Consider the following 15,036-nt stretch of genomic DNA (forward strand, 5'->3'; position numbering starts at 1 on the left):
CACTCCCCGGTAATCGTGGTTCGCGTCGACCATCGCCTTCAGCGAGGTCGGGCCGCCTTCGGGGCAGCTTGCGCGGCGACCGAATTGCGGACCCGGCATCGGGTGCCCGCCATTGGCCAGCGCCTCGAGGATCTCGGTCGTCTTGTCGTAATCGAGGTCTTCGAAGTTATCGTCGTTGATCTGCACCATCGGCGCATTCGCGCACGTGCCCAGGCACTCGACCTCGGTCAGCGTGAACATGCCGTCGGGCGTCGTGCCACCCTTGACCAGACCGCGGTTCTTGCAGGCGGCCAGGACGTCGTCCGACCCGCGCAGCATGCACGGCGTCGTGCCGCAGACCTGAACGTGGAAGCGACCGACCGGCGCCAGGTTGAACATCGTGTAGAAGGTCACGACCTCATACACGCGCATGTACGGCACGCTGATCGCCCGCGCGACGAACTCGATCACAGGCACCGGCAACCAGCCCTGCGTCTGCGTTTCCGCACCGACCTGGCGCTGCGCCAGATCGAGCAGCGGGATCGACGCCGACTGCTCGCGACCCTTCGGATAGCGCCCGAGGATCTCGTTCGCCTTCACCTGGTTCTCGTCCGTCCACGCGAACGAACCCCAGCGTGCGCGGGTCTCGGCCTCGTCGGGAATTTTCGGAGCTTCAGCCATCAGCGGTCACATTCACCAAAAACGATATCCATCGCGCCGAGGATCGCGGTCGTATCCGCCAGCATGTGGCCCTTCGCCATGAAGTCCATGGCTTGCAGATGCGAGAACGCGGTCGGGCGGATCTTGCAGCGGTACGGCTTGTTCGAGCCATCGGCGACCAGATACACGCCGAACTCGCCCTTGGGGCTTTCGGTCGCGACATAGACGTCGCCGGCGGGCACGTGGAAGCCCTCGGTGTAAAGCTTGAAGTGATGGATCAGCGCTTCCATCGACTGCTTCATCTCACCACGCTTGGGCGGTACGACCTTGCGATCGAGCGACGCGATCGGCCCCTCGGGCATGTCGCGCAGGCACTGCTTCATGATCCGCGCAGACTGACGCACTTCCTCGACGCGCACCATGAACCGGTCATAGCAATCGCCGCGCGTGCCGACCGGCACCTCGAAGTCCATTTTCGCATAAGCGTCATAGGGCTGCGACTTGCGCAAATCCCAGGCGATCCCCGAGCCACGGATCATCGGGCCGGAAAAGCCCCACTTTATCGCATCGTCGCGGCTGACCACGGCGATATCGACGTTGCGCTGCTTGAAGATGCGGTTGTCCGCAACGAGCGAAATCGCATCCTCGAACAGCCGCGGCAGGCGCGTGTCGAGCCAGTCGCCGATATCGGCGAGCAGCTTCAACGGCGCATCCTGATGCACCCCACCCGGGCGGAAATAGTTCGAGTGCATGCGCGCGCCCGAAACACGCTCGAAAAAGTTCATGCAGTCTTCGCGGATCTCGAACAGCCACAAGTTGGGCGTCATCGCGCCGACGTCCATGACGTGGCTACCGAGGTTCAACATGTGGTTCGAGATACGCGTCAGCTCGGCGAAGAACACCCGCAGATACTGCGCGCGCTCAGGCACTTCGAGGTCGAGCAGCTTCTCGACCGCCAATACCCAGCTATGCTCCATGCACAGCGGCGAGCAGTAATCGAGACGATCGAAATACGGCAGCGCCTGCGTGTAGGTCTTGTACTCGATCAGCTTCTCGGTGCCGCGGTGAAGCAGGCCGACATGCGGATCGACGCGCTCGACGATCTCGCCGTCGAGTTCCATGACAAGACGGAGCACGCCGTGCGCGGCCGGATGCTGCGGACCGAAGTTGATCGTGTAGTTCTGGATCGTGACGTCGCCGGTCGTGGGATCGGCTGCGTCGGCTTCACCCAGAAGCTCTTCGACATACAGACTCACTGGTTCTGTCCTCCACCCTTGGTCGGGACCACGTCGGGGTTCGCAGGCTTCGGCGTCGCATCGGACTCCGACTTACCGGCGCCCGTCTGCGCGGTCGACTCGGTGCTCTTGGGTTCGGTCGGCGCCTGGGTCGGCGATTGCGCCGCGTTGGCTTTGACGATCGTGTCCGCCGACAACGGCGTCTGCGCGCCCTTGGCCTGGGGCAACGCGCCCTTCTCGTCACCCGGAAGGACGTAGTTCGCGCCCTCCCAAGGGCTCATGAAATCGAACGTACGGAAATCCTGCGCAAGCTGCACGGGCTCGTACACGACGCGCTTCGACTCTTCCGAATAGCGCAGCTCGACATACCCGGTCAGCGGGAAGTCTTTCCGCTGCGGATGACCACGGAAACCGTAATCGGTCAGGATGCGGCGCAGGTCCGGGTTACCGCTGAACAGCACGCCGTACATGTCGTACACTTCGCGCTCGAGCCAACCGGCGACCGGCCAGATATCCGTCACCGACGGCACCGGCTTTTCCTCGTCGGTCGCGACATGCACGCGCAGGCGATGGTTCCGCGTCAGCGACAGCATGCAATAGACGACTTCGAACCGCTCCGCGCGATCCGGATAGTCGACGCCGGCGATCTCCATGAGCTGCTGATAGGCAAGCCCCGGGGTATCGCGCAGCGCGATCATCGCGTCGTACAGGTCTTCGCGACGAACGTGCAGCGCGACTTCGCCGACATGGTCGACCGCGTCGAGCAGCATGCCACCGAGCACCGCGCGGGCGCTGTCGATCACGCCGTCATTCGACGTGTATGCTGGTGCGGGAGCCCTCAACGCTCGATGCTCCCGGACCGCCGGATCTTCCGCTGCAACTGCATGATGCCGTACAGCAAAGCCTCAGCCGTCGGCGGGCACCCGGGAACGTAGATATCCACCGGCACGATCCGATCGCAGCCGCGCACGACGCTGTAGCTGTAATGATAATAGCCGCCGCCGTTCGCACACGACCCCATCGAGATCACGTACTTCGGCTCCGACATCTGGTCGTAAACCTTGCGGAGTGCCGGGGCCATCTTGTTGCACAGCGTGCCGGCAACGATCATCACGTCCGACTGGCGCGGGGACGCGCGGTGCGGCGCCGAAGCGCTCCAGATCGTAGCGCGGCATGTTGACGTGGATCATCTCGACCGCGCAGCATGCGAGCCCGAACGTCATCCACCACAGCGAGCCGGTGCGGGCCCATTGGAACAGCTCTTCGGTCGACGTGACGAGGAAACCCTTATCCGTCAGCTCACCGTTCAATCCGTCGAAAAAGCCCTGGTCGGGTGGCACCAGCGAACTGGGCGAACCGGGTGCGGGCTGAAGCTCTACTCCCAATCGAGTGCTCCCTTCTTCCATGCGTAGACGAGGCCAAGGGCCAATTCGCCGATAAAGATCATCATCGAAATCCACGCGGTCCAGCCGAGCGTGAAGACCGAGACGGCCCAGGGATACAGGAACGCGGCCTCAAGATCGAAGATGATGAAGAGGATGGCGATCAGGTAGAAGCGCACGTCGAACTGGCTCCGCGGATCCTCGAATGCGGGAAAGCCGCACTCGTATTCGCTGAGCTTCTCAGGCGTAGGCTTGTGCGATCCCGTGAGGCGCGAGACGGCCATCGGCAGGAACACGAACGTGCTCGACAATGCGATAGCGATCCCGAGGAACAGGAGGATCGGAAGATAGTGCGACAGGTCGACCAAATTGCTTCTCGCAAGTGCGAACGGAACGGGGCCGCTTTAGGCCGATGGGGGGTGATGGGCAAGGCGTGGAGGGTGTGAGAATCACTCGCAAGTGGAGGGGCCGGGGTGATGGGAAACATGCGTTACTTGGCGCGTCGACGACTGCGGCCGCGACTTCCACTGAATGTCGGGGACGCCACCGAAACGTACCCGTCACCCCGGAATGGTTCCGGGGTCCACGGTGTTGCACACCAGCCGCGGCGAGAATGTGGAACGGTGGATGCCGGAACAAGCCCGGCATGACGGACCGAGCCGGGGTCGACGCCGTTGCGCTGTTGACCCCACTCTGGCCCTTACGCTCCCCCATCCGTCACCCCAGCGAAAGCTGGGGTATCGTGGTTGGCGGGCGCGGCGACCATCACGGGGATACCCCAGCTTTCGCTGGGGTGACGGATGGGGATGGCAGTCGGATTGGGAGCGGGGGCAACCGAATTCGGTCCCAGTTGCCCTTTTCACAATCCACCTTAACGCAGCGCGCCAGCTACCAGCTTGTGCAGTCGCGAGTGCAGCGCGTCGTTCGCAGCGAGGAACTCATTACGCTCCATCGCGCGATCGCCACCGCGGAAGTCGGTGACGAAACCGCCGGCTTCCTTCACCAACAACATGCCCGCAGCAACATCCCAAGGCTTCAGGTTCGATTCCCAGAACCCGTCAAACCGGCCCGCAGCAAGCCAAGCCAGATCAAGCGCCGCGGCGCCCAAACGACGGATCCCCGCAACCTCAGGTGCAACCGCGCCAAAAATCCGGCTCCACTGCGCGAAGTCGCCATGCCCTAGGAACGGAATCCCCGTAGCGATCAGCGATTCGGACAGATCACGCCGCGACGACACGCGGAGACGCTGGTCGGTGAGCCATGCCCCCCGCCCCTTCTCCGCCCAGAAGCTCTCGTCGGTCAGCGGTTGATACACCAACGCCGTCGTGACCTCGCGCTTGCCGTTCGGCATCGGCTCCTCGACCGCGATCGAGATGCAGAAATGCGGGATGCCGTGGAGGAAGTTCGACGTGCCATCGAGCGGATCGACGATGAACCGCGGCTTGTTCGGGTCACCCTCGACCTCGCCGCGCTCCTCCATCAGCATGCCCCAGTCGGGACGCGCGTGCGAAAGTTCTTCGAAGATCGTCTGCTCGGCGCGCTGGTCGGCCTGGCTGACGAAGTCGGCCGGACCCTTGCGGCTCACCTGGAGCTGCTGGACCTCGTTGAAGTCGCGGCGCAGGCGCGGCGCGGCCTTGCGGGCAGCGCGCTCGATGACGGTCATGATGCCGGAATGGCTAGGCATGGTATTCTATCTCCCCCTCCCGCAAGCGGGAGGGGCCGGGGTGGGCTCGCGCTATCAGCGTCGCGCGGCATCGAAATTGTTCGCGCCAGTATCGTCGCGTAACATGGAGGGCGGGTGCCCACCCCCGGCCCCCTCCCGCTTGCGGGAGGGGGAGCAGAACTTAGTCCGCGCGCCTTACGTAGGTCTGCTCGTAGACGTCGACGACGATACGCGTGCCCGCACCGATATGCGGCGGGACCATCACGCGGACGCCGTTCTCCAGCACAGCCGGCTTGTAGCTCGACGATGCGGTCTGCCCCTTCACGACGGCGTCCGCCTCGACGATCAGCGCTTCGATCGTGTCGGGCAGCTGGACCGAGATCGGCCGCTCTTCCCAGAGCTCCATCACCACGTCCATGCCGTCCTGCAGGAACGCCGCGGCGTCGCCCAGAATGTCGGCGTCGAGCGAGATCTGCTCGTAATTGATCTTGTCCATGAAGGTGAGCATGTCGCCTTCGCGGAACAGGAACTGGAAGTCGACGGTCTCGAGCCGCACCTTCTCGACGCTCTCGGCGGAGCGGAAGCGGGTGTTGTTCTTGCGGCCGTCGATGAGGTTCTTCATCTCGACCTGCATATAGGCACCGCCCTTGCCGGGCTGGGTGTGCTGAATCTTGACGGCGCGCCAGATGCCGCCCTCATATTCAAGAATGTTGCCGGGACGAATCTCGACCGCGTTGATCTTCATGACCGATTCCTGCTGGAAAGAGCTAGGGGCCGTCCGCGAAGCATGGCCATCAAGGCGTGGCTCTGCGGAAACCCGAAGCGGCGGGCTTTAGCGGGCGCGCTCGCGTCCGGCAAGCAGCGGGTACGGGTTGACGTTCTCACCCTGCCACCAGCGCTCCCCCGGCTGCATCTTGGTCAGCCCGAAATGAAGATGGTAATTGCCCGCCCCCGCATCGCCGGTGTCGCCGACATAGCCCAGCGTATCGCCTGCCTTGACCGCCATCCCCTCGCGGATGCCAGCTGCGTACCCCGCAAGGTGCGCATAATAATAGGTCCAGCGGCGATCGGGCGATCGGACGTAAAGCGTGATCCCGCCAAGCCCGCTCTGAAACAGCTTCTCGACTCGTCCCGGCGCGGCTGCAATCACTGGCGTTCCGCCCGACGCCATGATGTCAGTCCCGTGATGGCCTCGCAGCCCGCCGCCCCGCGCATCGTTCCAGCTGTCCGCAATCGCTTTTCGCGGAACACCAGCCACCGGGACAGCCAGCGCTCCCGGCGTTGCGGTAACGGCAGCGACCTCGACAGGAGGCGCTGGCTTGCGCCAAGGCACCCGTCGCTCAATGCCGCTACTCCCGAACGACACCATCGACGCAAAGCCGCCGACCACTACCACGATCAGCCCGAGAATGATCCAGAACGTCCGCGTCATTGCCTTAGGCCTGGAACACGGCCTTAGTCCCCGGCTTGATCATCATCGACAACCGCGCCGCATCCCAGTTGGTCAGGCGAATGCAGCCATGACTCTCCGCACGCCCGATTGTCTCAGGGTTGGGCGTACCGTGAATGCCGTAATGCTCTTTCGACAGGTCCATCCAGACGACCCCGACCGGACCGTTCGGCCCTGGCGGCAGCATCTCTTTCTGCTGCCCCTTCTTCGCATCCCAGAACAGCGCAGGATTGAAGTGGAACTTAGGATTGTAGTCGGAGCCCTTGATCGTCCACGTGCCGAGCGGCAGCGGATCATGGCTCGACCCCATCGTCGCGGAGAATTGCGCGATCAGCTTGTCATTCGCATCGAGCACGCGCAGCACGCCGTCAGACTTGTCGACCACGACATGGTCCGCCTTGGGCTGGTTCGCATCGACGTTGAGCATGGTCAGCGTCGCGATCCAGTCCGGCTTCAGCTTCGGATCATAGGCGCGCGAGGTCGGCAGCGCATTCGGGAACACCACCTTGGTGCCCGGCGATAATTTCGTCGTCGGCGAGTTCAACGCAACGATCACCGCCGGCGTCGTGTGGAACATCTCGCCGAGCTTCTCCATGACATTCTTGTAGCCGAGCGATGGGAGTTCGGCCTGCTTTGCCGGGTCCGTCGGGAACGGACTGACGAACGGCCCCGCCAGCATCTCGGGGGTCAGCGCGATCGTTACGGTCGGCCGCGCAGCGCGGTACGGATACAGCGCCTGCAACGTCCGCGCATCGGGCTTGCCGGTGATCGGCAGGCCCTTCGCCTCCTGGAATCCCTTCAACGCCGCGACCAGCGACTGCCCACCACGACCATCAAGCACACCCGGCCCGAAGCCGAGATGATCGAGGATCACCTGTACGTGGAGAATATTGCGGTCGATCGGAACCGGCGTAGTCGGTGCAGGCTGCGCCAACACAGGCGAGGCCACGCCGAACAGGCACGCCGCAAGAACCGAAGCTTTCGTCACAAATGCCGTCATGCCGCTCATCCCAAACCGTTACGCTTCTGCATCAAACGGTCGGGACGACGGTTGTTTCCAACGGTTGGGCGCGATCTCAGCGCTTCGCAAGAACCTCAGCGAACGCCTTGATCGCCGCAACCTCGTCACCACCCCAGACGGCGCCCGAAACAGCGATGAAATCCGCGCCGGCAGCAACCAGCGGCGCGGCGTTTTCCGGGGTGATACCACCGATCGCGACGCAGGGCATCTCGAACAGCGTCGACCACCAGGACAGGATCACCGGCTCGGCGGTATGCGTCGCGACCTTCGTCGTGGTCGGATAGAAGGCGCCGAACGCGACATAGTCGGCCCCGGCCTCGCCCGCTTCCATCGCCAGATGGCGACTGCCGTGACAGCTCACGCCGATCTGCGCATTGGGGCCGAGCTGCGCCCGCGCCTCGCGCGGATCGCCATCGTCCTGCCCAAGATGCACGCCATCCGCATCAAGCCGCTTGGCGAGCCCGATGTCGTCGTTGACGATGAACGCGACATCACGCTCGGCGCAGATCGCGCGCAACGGCTCGCCGAGTGCGGCAGCCGCATGCTGGTCGATATCCTTCACACGGAACTGGAACGCGGCCACGGGGCCAGCATCCAGGGCGCGCGCTAGGCGTTCGGGAAAGTCACCGCCGACATCCAACGGCGACACCAGGTAAAGCTGGCAAGCCGGCCGACGCATGTCGCGGCGGAAATTCTCGGCGAAATTGGGATCGAGCGGGCCCAGCGGATCTTCGAATTCGGTCATCCCCGCCCCCTAGCCCCTCAAGCCGCGCTCGTCACCCCGGCGCGTGGCGGGGTGACGAGCGCGCAGAACGGCGCTTATTCCTCGTTCTTGTAGATCCGGATGATCCGGTCGAGCATCGCCAGCGCTTCGTCGCGGGGGCGCTGGAAGGTGTTGCGGCCGATGATCGAGCCGTTGCCGCCGCCGTCGCGAATGTCGCGCGCGTCCTGGAACACCGCGTCCTCGCCCTTCGACGCGCCGCCCGAGAACACGTTGATGCGACGCCCGGCAAAGCTCGACTGGACGACGTGCTTCACGCGGTCCGACTGCTTCGACCAGTCGGTGTTCGCGTAAAGCGGCTTGGCTTCCTTCTGCTCGATATGCGCGGTCGGCAGCTTGGTCTTGATGATGTGTGCGCCGAGCAGCGCCGCCATGTGCGCGGCATAGGCGCCGACGTCCAAAGCGAGTTCGCCGTCCTTGGTCAGCTCGCCACCGCGTGGGTACGACCAGATCACCGTCGCGATGCCGACCGACTTGGCCTCTTCGCTCAGCTCGCGGATTTCCTCGACGAGGTCGAAGAACTGGTCCGCACCCGGATAGATCGTGAAGCCGATCGCCGCCGACCCGAGCCGCACCGCGTCCGACACGGTCGCCGTCACTGCCTGGTCGATCGAGGTCGCCCAGCTGTTCGAGCTGTTGCACTTCAAGATCGTCGGGATCTGCCCCGCAAACGTATCCGCGCCCGCTTCGAGCATCCCGAGCGGCGCGGCATAGGCACTGAGCCCTGCGTCGATCGCCAACTGATAATGGTAATGCGGGTCGTACGCCGCCGGATTGACCGAGAAGCTGCGCGCCGGGCCATGCTCGAAGCCCTGGTCGACCGGGAGGATCACCAGCTTGCCGGTGCCGCCGAGCTTGCCCTGCATCAGGATGCGCGCGAGGTTCGCCTTCACCGCCGGGCTAGTGGCTTCGTATTTATCGAGAATGGATTTGATTTGCGGGGTGATCGTCGAGGTCATGCTGAATTCCTGTCTAGAGTTCGAGCCAGCGGCGCAGTGCGTCGTCGACCCGGGTCATGGTGGTGATGGGTGTCATGCCAATAATCTGGGTGATCTCGTCGCGACGGAGAGTGTCGACCTTGTCGACCTGGATCTCGCTATCTCGAACGAGGCCGGTCTCGGGAGAGGACTCGAGCGACACACGAAACAGGTTCGTACTGCTGATGACACTGGTTAGCGGGCAAAGCGATATCGTCGCATGATCCGCGAAGAGGTCGGACTGGACGACGAGAAACGGACGCGGTTTTCCAGAGAAATCACCCTTGCCCGCCCCGATGACGATCATACCGCGCACGAATTTCATGCAGGAGGCGCCGCGATCAGTGAATCCCAATCTTCTTCACCTGCCCGCCTATCGTGATCTGCAGCCGCGAGCGACTGCCGCCGTGCCTCGGCGAGAAAAGCCTCGTCGTGGCGTTCGACATAGCGCCGCACGGCTTCGCGTGCGATATCGCTCTTGCTGCGCCCTTGGGTGCGCGCAACCGCCGCGAGTCGCTCTTCGAGTTCGCTATCGAGCCTGACGCCGAGCATCCGAGTCTCCGTTTAACATGTTAAACATAGGCGCGCGGATAGCTGGGATCAATCCCCTGCCCGCTCGGTTTGCCGCGTGATTGACGGAAGGTCGTCGGACGCGGAGAGTGTCGACGGGAGGACAAGAGCGATGACGATTTTGCGCGGGATCATGACGTGTGCCGCGCTGCTGGCGGCATCCGCGGCACCGGGACCAGCAACGGCAACGACCGCCGCGGTAAAGATCGGCGAGCGCGCACCCGACTTCGAACTGACGCTGATCGACGGCAGCAAGGTCCGCAGCGCCGACCTTCGCGGCCAAGTTATCGTTCTGAATTTCTGGGCAACGTGGTGCGGACCGTGCAAGGCGGAACTGCCGCTGCTCGATAACTACTACCGCCTTCGCAAGAACAATGGCCTGCGGGTGTTTGCGGTGGCGACGGAGGATTCGCTGCCCGCGTACAAACTCAAGCCGCTGTTCGCCGCGATGACGATCCCGTCCGCACGTCGGATCAAGGGGCCGTTCGCGGTTCTGGGCGCGCTGCCGACCAACTACATCATCGATCGCGCCGGTATCGTTCGCTATGCGAAAACCGGCGCGTTCGACCTTGACGACTTGAACGGCCTGCTAGTCCCGCTGCTGCGGGAACCCGCATCCTAGCGGGTCAGCGCGGCGACGCCGGGAAGGTCCTTGCCTTCCATCCATTCCAGGAACGCGCCGCCAGCGGTCGAGACGAACGTAAAGGCGTCCGCGACGCCGGCATGGTTGAGCGCCGCGACCGTATCGCCGCCGCCTGCAACGGAGACGAGCGATCCGCCTTCGGTGAGGGCCGCGGCAGTCTTGGCGAGCGCGACGGTCGCCTTGTCGAACGGCGGCGTTTCGAACGCGCCGAGCGGGCCGTTCCAGACCAGAGTGCGGCAGTTCTTCAGAACGTCGCCAAGGGATTCGACCGCAGCCGGACCGACGTCGAGGATCATCTCGTCGGCGGCGACTTCGTGGACGTTGACGGTGCGCGTGGCGGGGTTCGGCTTGAACTCCTTGGCGACCACGACGTCATACGGCAGGTGAACCGTGCAGTTCGCCTTGTCCGCCGCTTCCATGATCTGTTCGCAAACGCTCGCAAGCTCATGCTCGCACAGGCTTTTGCCGACATCCACGCCGCGCGCCGCGAGGAAAGTGTTGGCCATGCCGCCACCGATGATCAGATGATCGACCTTGGTGACGAGGTGACGCAGAACGTCGAGCTTCGACGACACCTTGGCGCCCTCGACGACCGCCGCGACCGGATGCTCGGGCGCGCCGAGCGCCTTCTGGAGCGCGTCGAGTTCGGCTTCCATCGCGCGGCCGGCGAACGCGGGTAGCACGTGGGCTAGGCCCTCGGTCGAGGCGTGCGCGCGGTGCGCGGCGGAGAAGGCGTCGTTGACGTAAAGGTCGCCAAGGCTCGCGAAACGCTTGACCACCGCTTCGTCATTGGTCTCTTCGCCGCCGAAGAAGCGCGTGTTCTCGAGCACCGCGATGTCACCGGGCTCCAGCGTCGCGACGGCGTCATCCGCCCCTTCCCAGTCGATGTAGCGGACTTCGCGCCCGAGCACTTCGCTGTACGGCTTAACGACCTGCGACAGCGAGAACTCCGGGCTCGGCACGCCCTTGGGACGACCGAAATGTGCGAGGACGAGGACGATCGCGCCTTTGTCAGCAAGCTCGCCGACGGTCGCGACGGTCGCGCGAAGGCGGGTGTCGTCGGTAACGCGACCCTCGGCCATCGGCACGTTGAGGTCTTCGCGCACGAGCACGCGCTTGCCCTGGATATCGCCCATATCGTCTAGCGTCTTGAATGGCTTGGTCATGGTTCTTCGATCCTGATCTCATCACCGACGGCGATCTCTGCCGCCCATCAAAACTCGGGTACAAGCCCCGCCCCGCCAGTCGGGCGTCAGCGCGGCGAACAATCCTGGCGCCAAGGCCTCCATGCGTTCGCACGGATCGGTGTGGCGCGTCACCTCCAGCACGACGTCCGCGCCGATGCGCAGACGGGTGCCAGGTATCTGCGGTAGGTCGAAGCCGTCCACGAGCAGGTTCGCGCGGCGTTCATACCATGGGATATCCTGGCCCACCTCGGCCATCGCCGCGGCCCAGTCGCCGTGTTCCAGCAACGTGACCTGGCGCCGCCCCTTGCCGCCCGGCTTCACATAGCCGCGAAAGTCGCCGTGCAGTCCCGCCTCGATGGTGATCTCGACATGGTCGATGACCTCCATCGGGGCTTTCGCACGGGCGTGGCGGGCTATGCCGGCGATGGTGCCGATCAACGGCCCATCCCAATGTCCGTCACCCCAGCGAAAGCTGGGGTCTCCTCGTTGGCGGGCGTCTCGACCCGAATGGGGAGATCCCAGCTTTCGCTGGGATGACGGTTTTGGTCGGACCGGAAGTTGTAGGAACGCAGCGTCCGTCTACCTTAGATGAACTTCGCCATCGCGGTCGCCGTATCGACCATGCGGTTCGAGAAGCCCCACTCGTTGTCGTACCAGCTGACCACCCGGACCAGCTTGCCGTCGATCACCGCGGTCTCCAGGCTGTCGATCGTCGACGACGCCGGGGTATGCTGGAGATCGATCGACACGAGCGGCTCGTCCGACCAGTCGAGCACGCCGACCAGCGGGCCGCTCTCGGAGGCCGCCTTCAGCACCGCATTCACCTCTTCACGCGTCGTATCGCGCGACGGGGTGAAGGTCAGGTCGATCAGCGACACGTCCGGCACCGGCACGCGGATCGCCGAACCGTCGAGCTTGCCCTTCAGCTCCGGCAGCACTTCGGCAACCGCACGCGCGGCACCCGTCGTCGTCGGGATCATCGACATCGCCGCAGCACGCGCGCGACGCAGGTCCGGGTGGATCTGGTCGAGGATCTTCTGGTCGTTGGTGTAGGCGTGGACGGTCGTCATCAGGCCGCGCTCGATGCCGATCGCATCGTTCAGGACCTTGGCGACGGGCGCGAGGCAGTTGGTGGTGCACGACGCATTCGAGACGATCGTGTGCTCGGCGGTCAGCTTGTCGTGGTTGACGCCGTAGACGACCGTCAGGTCGACGTTCTTGCCCGGTGCCGAGATCAGCACCTTCTTGGCGCCTGCATCGAGATGCTTCTGGCAGCTTGCCTTGTCGGTGAAGAAGCCGGTGCACTCGAGGACGATGTCGACGCCCAGCTCGGCGTGCGGCAGGTTGGCCGGGTCACGCTCGGCAGTGACGCGGATGCGCTTGCCGTCGACGACCAGCTCGTTGCCTTCGGCCGAAACTTCGCCCGGATACTTGCCGTGGACGCTGTCGCGCTTGAACAGCCAGGCGTTCGACTTCGCATCGCCGAGATCGTTGATCGCGACGAGTTCGAGTGCGCCGTTCGACTGTTCGAGTACCGCACGGGCGACGAGACGGCCGATGCGCCCGAAACCGTTGATCGCAACCTTGACCGTCATTGCTGTCTCTCCGCTACGCCCGCGAGTCCGTTCCGGGCGCGCAGCCTTTGCGGGGCGGTGGGGCGCCCTGTCAACACCGTGGATGGTGTTGGGTTTCGCCTAAACCGACTTGTCGCACCCCCGTCCATGCTATCTCGCATGGCATGTCAGAAACACTTCCCGACGGACCAACTGCCGTCGAACGGATCGACGCCGCGATCGCACGGATCGAATCCGCCATTGCAGCCCGCACCGAAGCCGGCGACGCGCTCGCCAAGCGCCACGCCGCCCTCAAGGCGCGGATGGCCGAAGCCGTCGCCGCGCTCGACGATGTCATCACGCGCGGGAGCCCCAACTGATGGCCCAGGTCATGCTCGATATCGGCGGTCGTCCCCACGCCGTAGCCTGCCGCGATGGCGAAGAATCCCGCGTCCGCTTGTTGGGCGCGATGGTCGCGGAACGCTGGGCGACCGCGGACCGCGCGGCCGGCGGTCTCAGCGCGGAGCGCGCGATGCTGTTCGTCGCGCTGATGCTCGCCGACGACCTCGACGAAGCCGCGCATCGCCCACCCGAAGGCTCGGCGGTCAGCGAGATCGCACTCACGCGGATCGCAGATCGTCTTGAAGGCCTCGCACAAGCCCTTGAGCTTAGCCCGCCCAACGCCTAGATTGGCTGTGGCGGGTTCTGCCCGGTACGAGCCTTTATTATCCCTGAGGCTATTCATCATCCATAGGGGGCTGTCCCTGTTAGGATCCTGGTCCGAAGCATATGGTCCCCACCTGACGTACCGTGCGTCAGTGGATAACCCGGCACACGGCCATGGTGGGCCCGCCACACCACCATTTTCTCCCTATTTCAGGGTCGCAAGCGCATGACCGACAAGAGCGCGCTGAGAGCCTCGCTCCGCGCCGCGCGGGAAGCGCGCCCGCCTGTGGATATTCCGGTGCCATCGGCGTTTTTGACCCGGCTGAAGCCCGGATTGACGGTTGCTTCCTATGTCCCGTTCGGCGGCGAGGCCGATCCCTCGCCCTTCGCGCGCGCTGCCGTCGATGCGGGATGTGTGATCGCCCTACCCCATGTCGTCCGCCGCTCGTTGCCGATGCGCTTCCTGTCCTGGGCGACCGAGGCGGCGCTGATCGCTGGGCCGTTCGGGCTGCACCAGCCCGCCGCAGACGCCGCCGAACTCGAACCCGACATCATCCTGACCCCGCTCGTCGGCTTCGATCGCCGCGGCAACCGGATCGGCCAGGGCGCCGGCTATTACGACCGCGTCTTCCTCGCCCACCCGAACGCCTGGCGCGTCGGCATTGCGCTATCGGTGCAGCAGGTCGATAGCCTGACCCCAGACCCGTGGGACGTCCCGCTCCACGCCATCGCCACCGAATCAGACTGGATCACGCCATGACGCCAACCTGGCGCAAACCCGTCGGGATGCTCGGCATCCTGCTCCTGATCCTGGTGTGGTGCGTGGCGATCGTTAGTTTGTCGACCATCGTCGGCAGCTGGCATTGGCTGGGGCAGTTGGTGTTCTACGTGTTCACCGGCCTGATCTGGATCGCACCGCTGAAGCCGGTACTGCGGTGGATGGAGATAGGGCGGTAACCCAGCCGCGCTTGTCGGCTCCCTGAGCCGGTGCGCTCCACCCCCAACTACCGCCTCCCTAAGCCGACGCGCTCCGTCCGCCCCCCTACCGTTCGTCCTGAGTAGCCATCGAGTAGCCGCGCAGCGGCGTATCGAGAGGGCGTATCGAAGGACAGGTTGGCGGGCGGAACACATGCTTCGATACGAGCCCTCGATACGCTCCTGACGGAGCTACTCGGTCTCTACTCAGCACGAACGGTGTGGGGGGATATGGTCCTAACCTGGCGGTAGGACTGGATACTCACAGCATCCGAAAATCTAAAAGGATCACGC

General features: G+C 64.4%; 19 protein-coding genes and 2 pseudogenes. 5 read left to right on the plus strand and 16 right to left on the minus strand.

All coding sequences use genetic code 11. From position 1 onward, the window contains the following. Positions 1 to 3: 3 nt before the first annotated feature. From QP181_RS07245 to relB, 13 genes and pseudogenes are all read right to left on the minus strand, one after another. Positions 4 to 660, minus strand: a pseudogene (locus QP181_RS07245) (complex I 24 kDa subunit family protein); the annotation flags it as partial. Next, positions 660 to 1,871, minus strand: coding sequence for an NADH-quinone oxidoreductase subunit D (locus QP181_RS07250; RefSeq protein WP_274705252.1), 1,212 nt, complete (start codon positions 1,869 to 1,871; stop codon positions 660 to 662). The gene QP181_RS07250 and the pseudogene QP181_RS07245, both read right to left, overlap by 1 nt. A gap of 20 nt (positions 1,872 to 1,891) precedes the next feature. After that, complete coding sequence (locus QP181_RS07255; protein ID WP_132896769.1) at positions 1,892 to 2,716, minus strand: NADH-quinone oxidoreductase subunit C; 825 nt, start codon at positions 2,714 to 2,716, stop codon at positions 1,892 to 1,894. Further along, positions 2,713 to 3,259 (minus strand): annotated as a pseudogene (locus tag QP181_RS07260) (NuoB/complex I 20 kDa subunit family protein). The gene QP181_RS07255 and the pseudogene QP181_RS07260 overlap by 4 nt, the downstream one beginning before the upstream one ends. Beyond that, positions 3,250 to 3,624, minus strand: coding sequence for an NADH-quinone oxidoreductase subunit A (locus tag QP181_RS07265; RefSeq protein ID WP_056048518.1), 375 nt, complete (start codon positions 3,622 to 3,624; stop codon positions 3,250 to 3,252). The pseudogene QP181_RS07260 and the gene QP181_RS07265 overlap by 10 nt, the downstream one beginning before the upstream one ends. A 503-nt stretch (positions 3,625 to 4,127) precedes the next feature. Further along, positions 4,128 to 4,940, minus strand: a complete 813-nt coding sequence (locus tag QP181_RS07270; protein ID WP_056048515.1) for an inositol monophosphatase family protein — start codon at positions 4,938 to 4,940, stop codon at positions 4,128 to 4,130. Positions 4,941 to 5,100: 160 nt separating this feature from the next. Next, complete coding sequence (gene efp / locus QP181_RS07275) at positions 5,101 to 5,664, minus strand: elongation factor P (RefSeq protein WP_056482276.1); 564 nt, start codon at positions 5,662 to 5,664, stop codon at positions 5,101 to 5,103. 87 nt (positions 5,665 to 5,751) lie between these two features. Further along, entirely contained in the window at positions 5,752 to 6,351 is a 600-nt protein-coding gene (locus tag QP181_RS07280) for a M23 family metallopeptidase (RefSeq protein ID WP_333928126.1), read from the minus strand. A gap of 4 nt (positions 6,352 to 6,355) precedes the next feature. Then, a complete protein-coding gene (locus QP181_RS07285; protein ID WP_333928127.1) occupies positions 6,356 to 7,369 on the minus strand; it encodes a L,D-transpeptidase family protein in 1,014 nt (337 codons plus the stop codon). A gap of 76 nt (positions 7,370 to 7,445) precedes the next feature. After that, complete coding sequence (gene thiE / locus QP181_RS07290; protein ID WP_132739947.1) at positions 7,446 to 8,135, minus strand: thiamine phosphate synthase; 690 nt, start codon at positions 8,133 to 8,135, stop codon at positions 7,446 to 7,448. A 74-nt stretch (positions 8,136 to 8,209) separates the two neighbouring features. Next, positions 8,210 to 9,130 carry a class I fructose-bisphosphate aldolase gene (locus QP181_RS07295; RefSeq protein ID WP_333928128.1) on the minus strand — a complete coding sequence of 307 codons (921 nt, stop codon included), beginning with the start codon at positions 9,128 to 9,130 and terminating at the stop codon, positions 8,210 to 8,212. 13 nt (positions 9,131 to 9,143) lie between these two features. Further along, positions 9,144 to 9,473, minus strand: coding sequence for a type II toxin-antitoxin system PemK/MazF family toxin (locus QP181_RS07300; protein ID WP_333928129.1), 330 nt, complete (start codon positions 9,471 to 9,473; stop codon positions 9,144 to 9,146). Continuing rightward, positions 9,470 to 9,700: a type II toxin-antitoxin system RelB family antitoxin gene (gene relB / locus QP181_RS07305; protein WP_277983483.1), complete on the minus strand. Its 231-nt coding sequence runs from the start codon at positions 9,698 to 9,700 to the stop codon at positions 9,470 to 9,472. Before relB ends, QP181_RS07300 begins: the two co-directional genes overlap by 4 nt. 130 nt (positions 9,701 to 9,830) lie before the next feature. Between relB and QP181_RS07310 the strand changes: the two genes are divergently transcribed. Then, positions 9,831 to 10,340, plus strand: a complete 510-nt coding sequence (locus tag QP181_RS07310; protein ID WP_333928130.1) for a TlpA family protein disulfide reductase — start codon at positions 9,831 to 9,833, stop codon at positions 10,338 to 10,340. On the opposite strand, the gene QP181_RS07315 is transcribed toward QP181_RS07310, so the two are convergent. From QP181_RS07315 to gap, 3 genes are all read right to left on the minus strand, one after another. Continuing rightward, positions 10,337 to 11,527, minus strand: coding sequence for a phosphoglycerate kinase (locus QP181_RS07315; protein ID WP_333928131.1), 1,191 nt, complete (start codon positions 11,525 to 11,527; stop codon positions 10,337 to 10,339). The genes QP181_RS07310 and QP181_RS07315 overlap by 4 nt on opposite strands. A gap of 21 nt (positions 11,528 to 11,548) precedes the next feature. After that, positions 11,549 to 11,986, minus strand: coding sequence for an MOSC domain-containing protein (locus tag QP181_RS07320; protein ID WP_443027531.1), 438 nt, complete (start codon positions 11,984 to 11,986; stop codon positions 11,549 to 11,551). A gap of 146 nt (positions 11,987 to 12,132) precedes the next feature. Then, positions 12,133 to 13,143 carry a type I glyceraldehyde-3-phosphate dehydrogenase gene (gap, locus tag QP181_RS07325; RefSeq protein ID WP_056048489.1) on the minus strand — a complete coding sequence of 337 codons (1,011 nt, stop codon included), beginning with the start codon at positions 13,141 to 13,143 and terminating at the stop codon, positions 12,133 to 12,135. A 143-nt stretch (positions 13,144 to 13,286) separates the two neighbouring features. Here gap and QP181_RS07330 point away from each other — a divergent pair, with 143 nt between their 5' ends. From QP181_RS07330 to QP181_RS07345, 4 genes are all read left to right on the plus strand, one after another. Beyond that, positions 13,287 to 13,481 (plus strand): hypothetical protein, encoded by a 195-nt coding sequence (locus QP181_RS07330; protein ID WP_181321090.1) that lies wholly within the window; start codon positions 13,287 to 13,289, stop codon positions 13,479 to 13,481. Continuing rightward, entirely contained in the window at positions 13,481 to 13,789 is a 309-nt protein-coding gene (locus QP181_RS07335; RefSeq protein ID WP_056048487.1) for a cell division protein ZapA, read from the plus strand. Before QP181_RS07330 ends, QP181_RS07335 begins: the two co-directional genes overlap by 1 nt. Positions 13,790 to 13,993: 204 nt before the next feature. Beyond that, positions 13,994 to 14,527, plus strand: coding sequence for a 5-formyltetrahydrofolate cyclo-ligase (locus tag QP181_RS07340; RefSeq protein ID WP_333928132.1), 534 nt, complete (start codon positions 13,994 to 13,996; stop codon positions 14,525 to 14,527). Further along, positions 14,524 to 14,724, plus strand: a complete 201-nt coding sequence (locus QP181_RS07345) for a DUF2842 domain-containing protein (protein WP_333928133.1) — start codon at positions 14,524 to 14,526, stop codon at positions 14,722 to 14,724. The genes QP181_RS07340 and QP181_RS07345 overlap by 4 nt, the downstream gene beginning before the upstream one ends. Positions 14,725 to 15,036 lie beyond the last annotated feature (312 nt).

It is taken from the genome of Sphingomonas sp. LR55 (assembly GCF_036856015.1).
In the GTDB taxonomy this organism is placed as follows: Bacteria; Pseudomonadota; Alphaproteobacteria; order Sphingomonadales; family Sphingomonadaceae; genus Sphingomonas.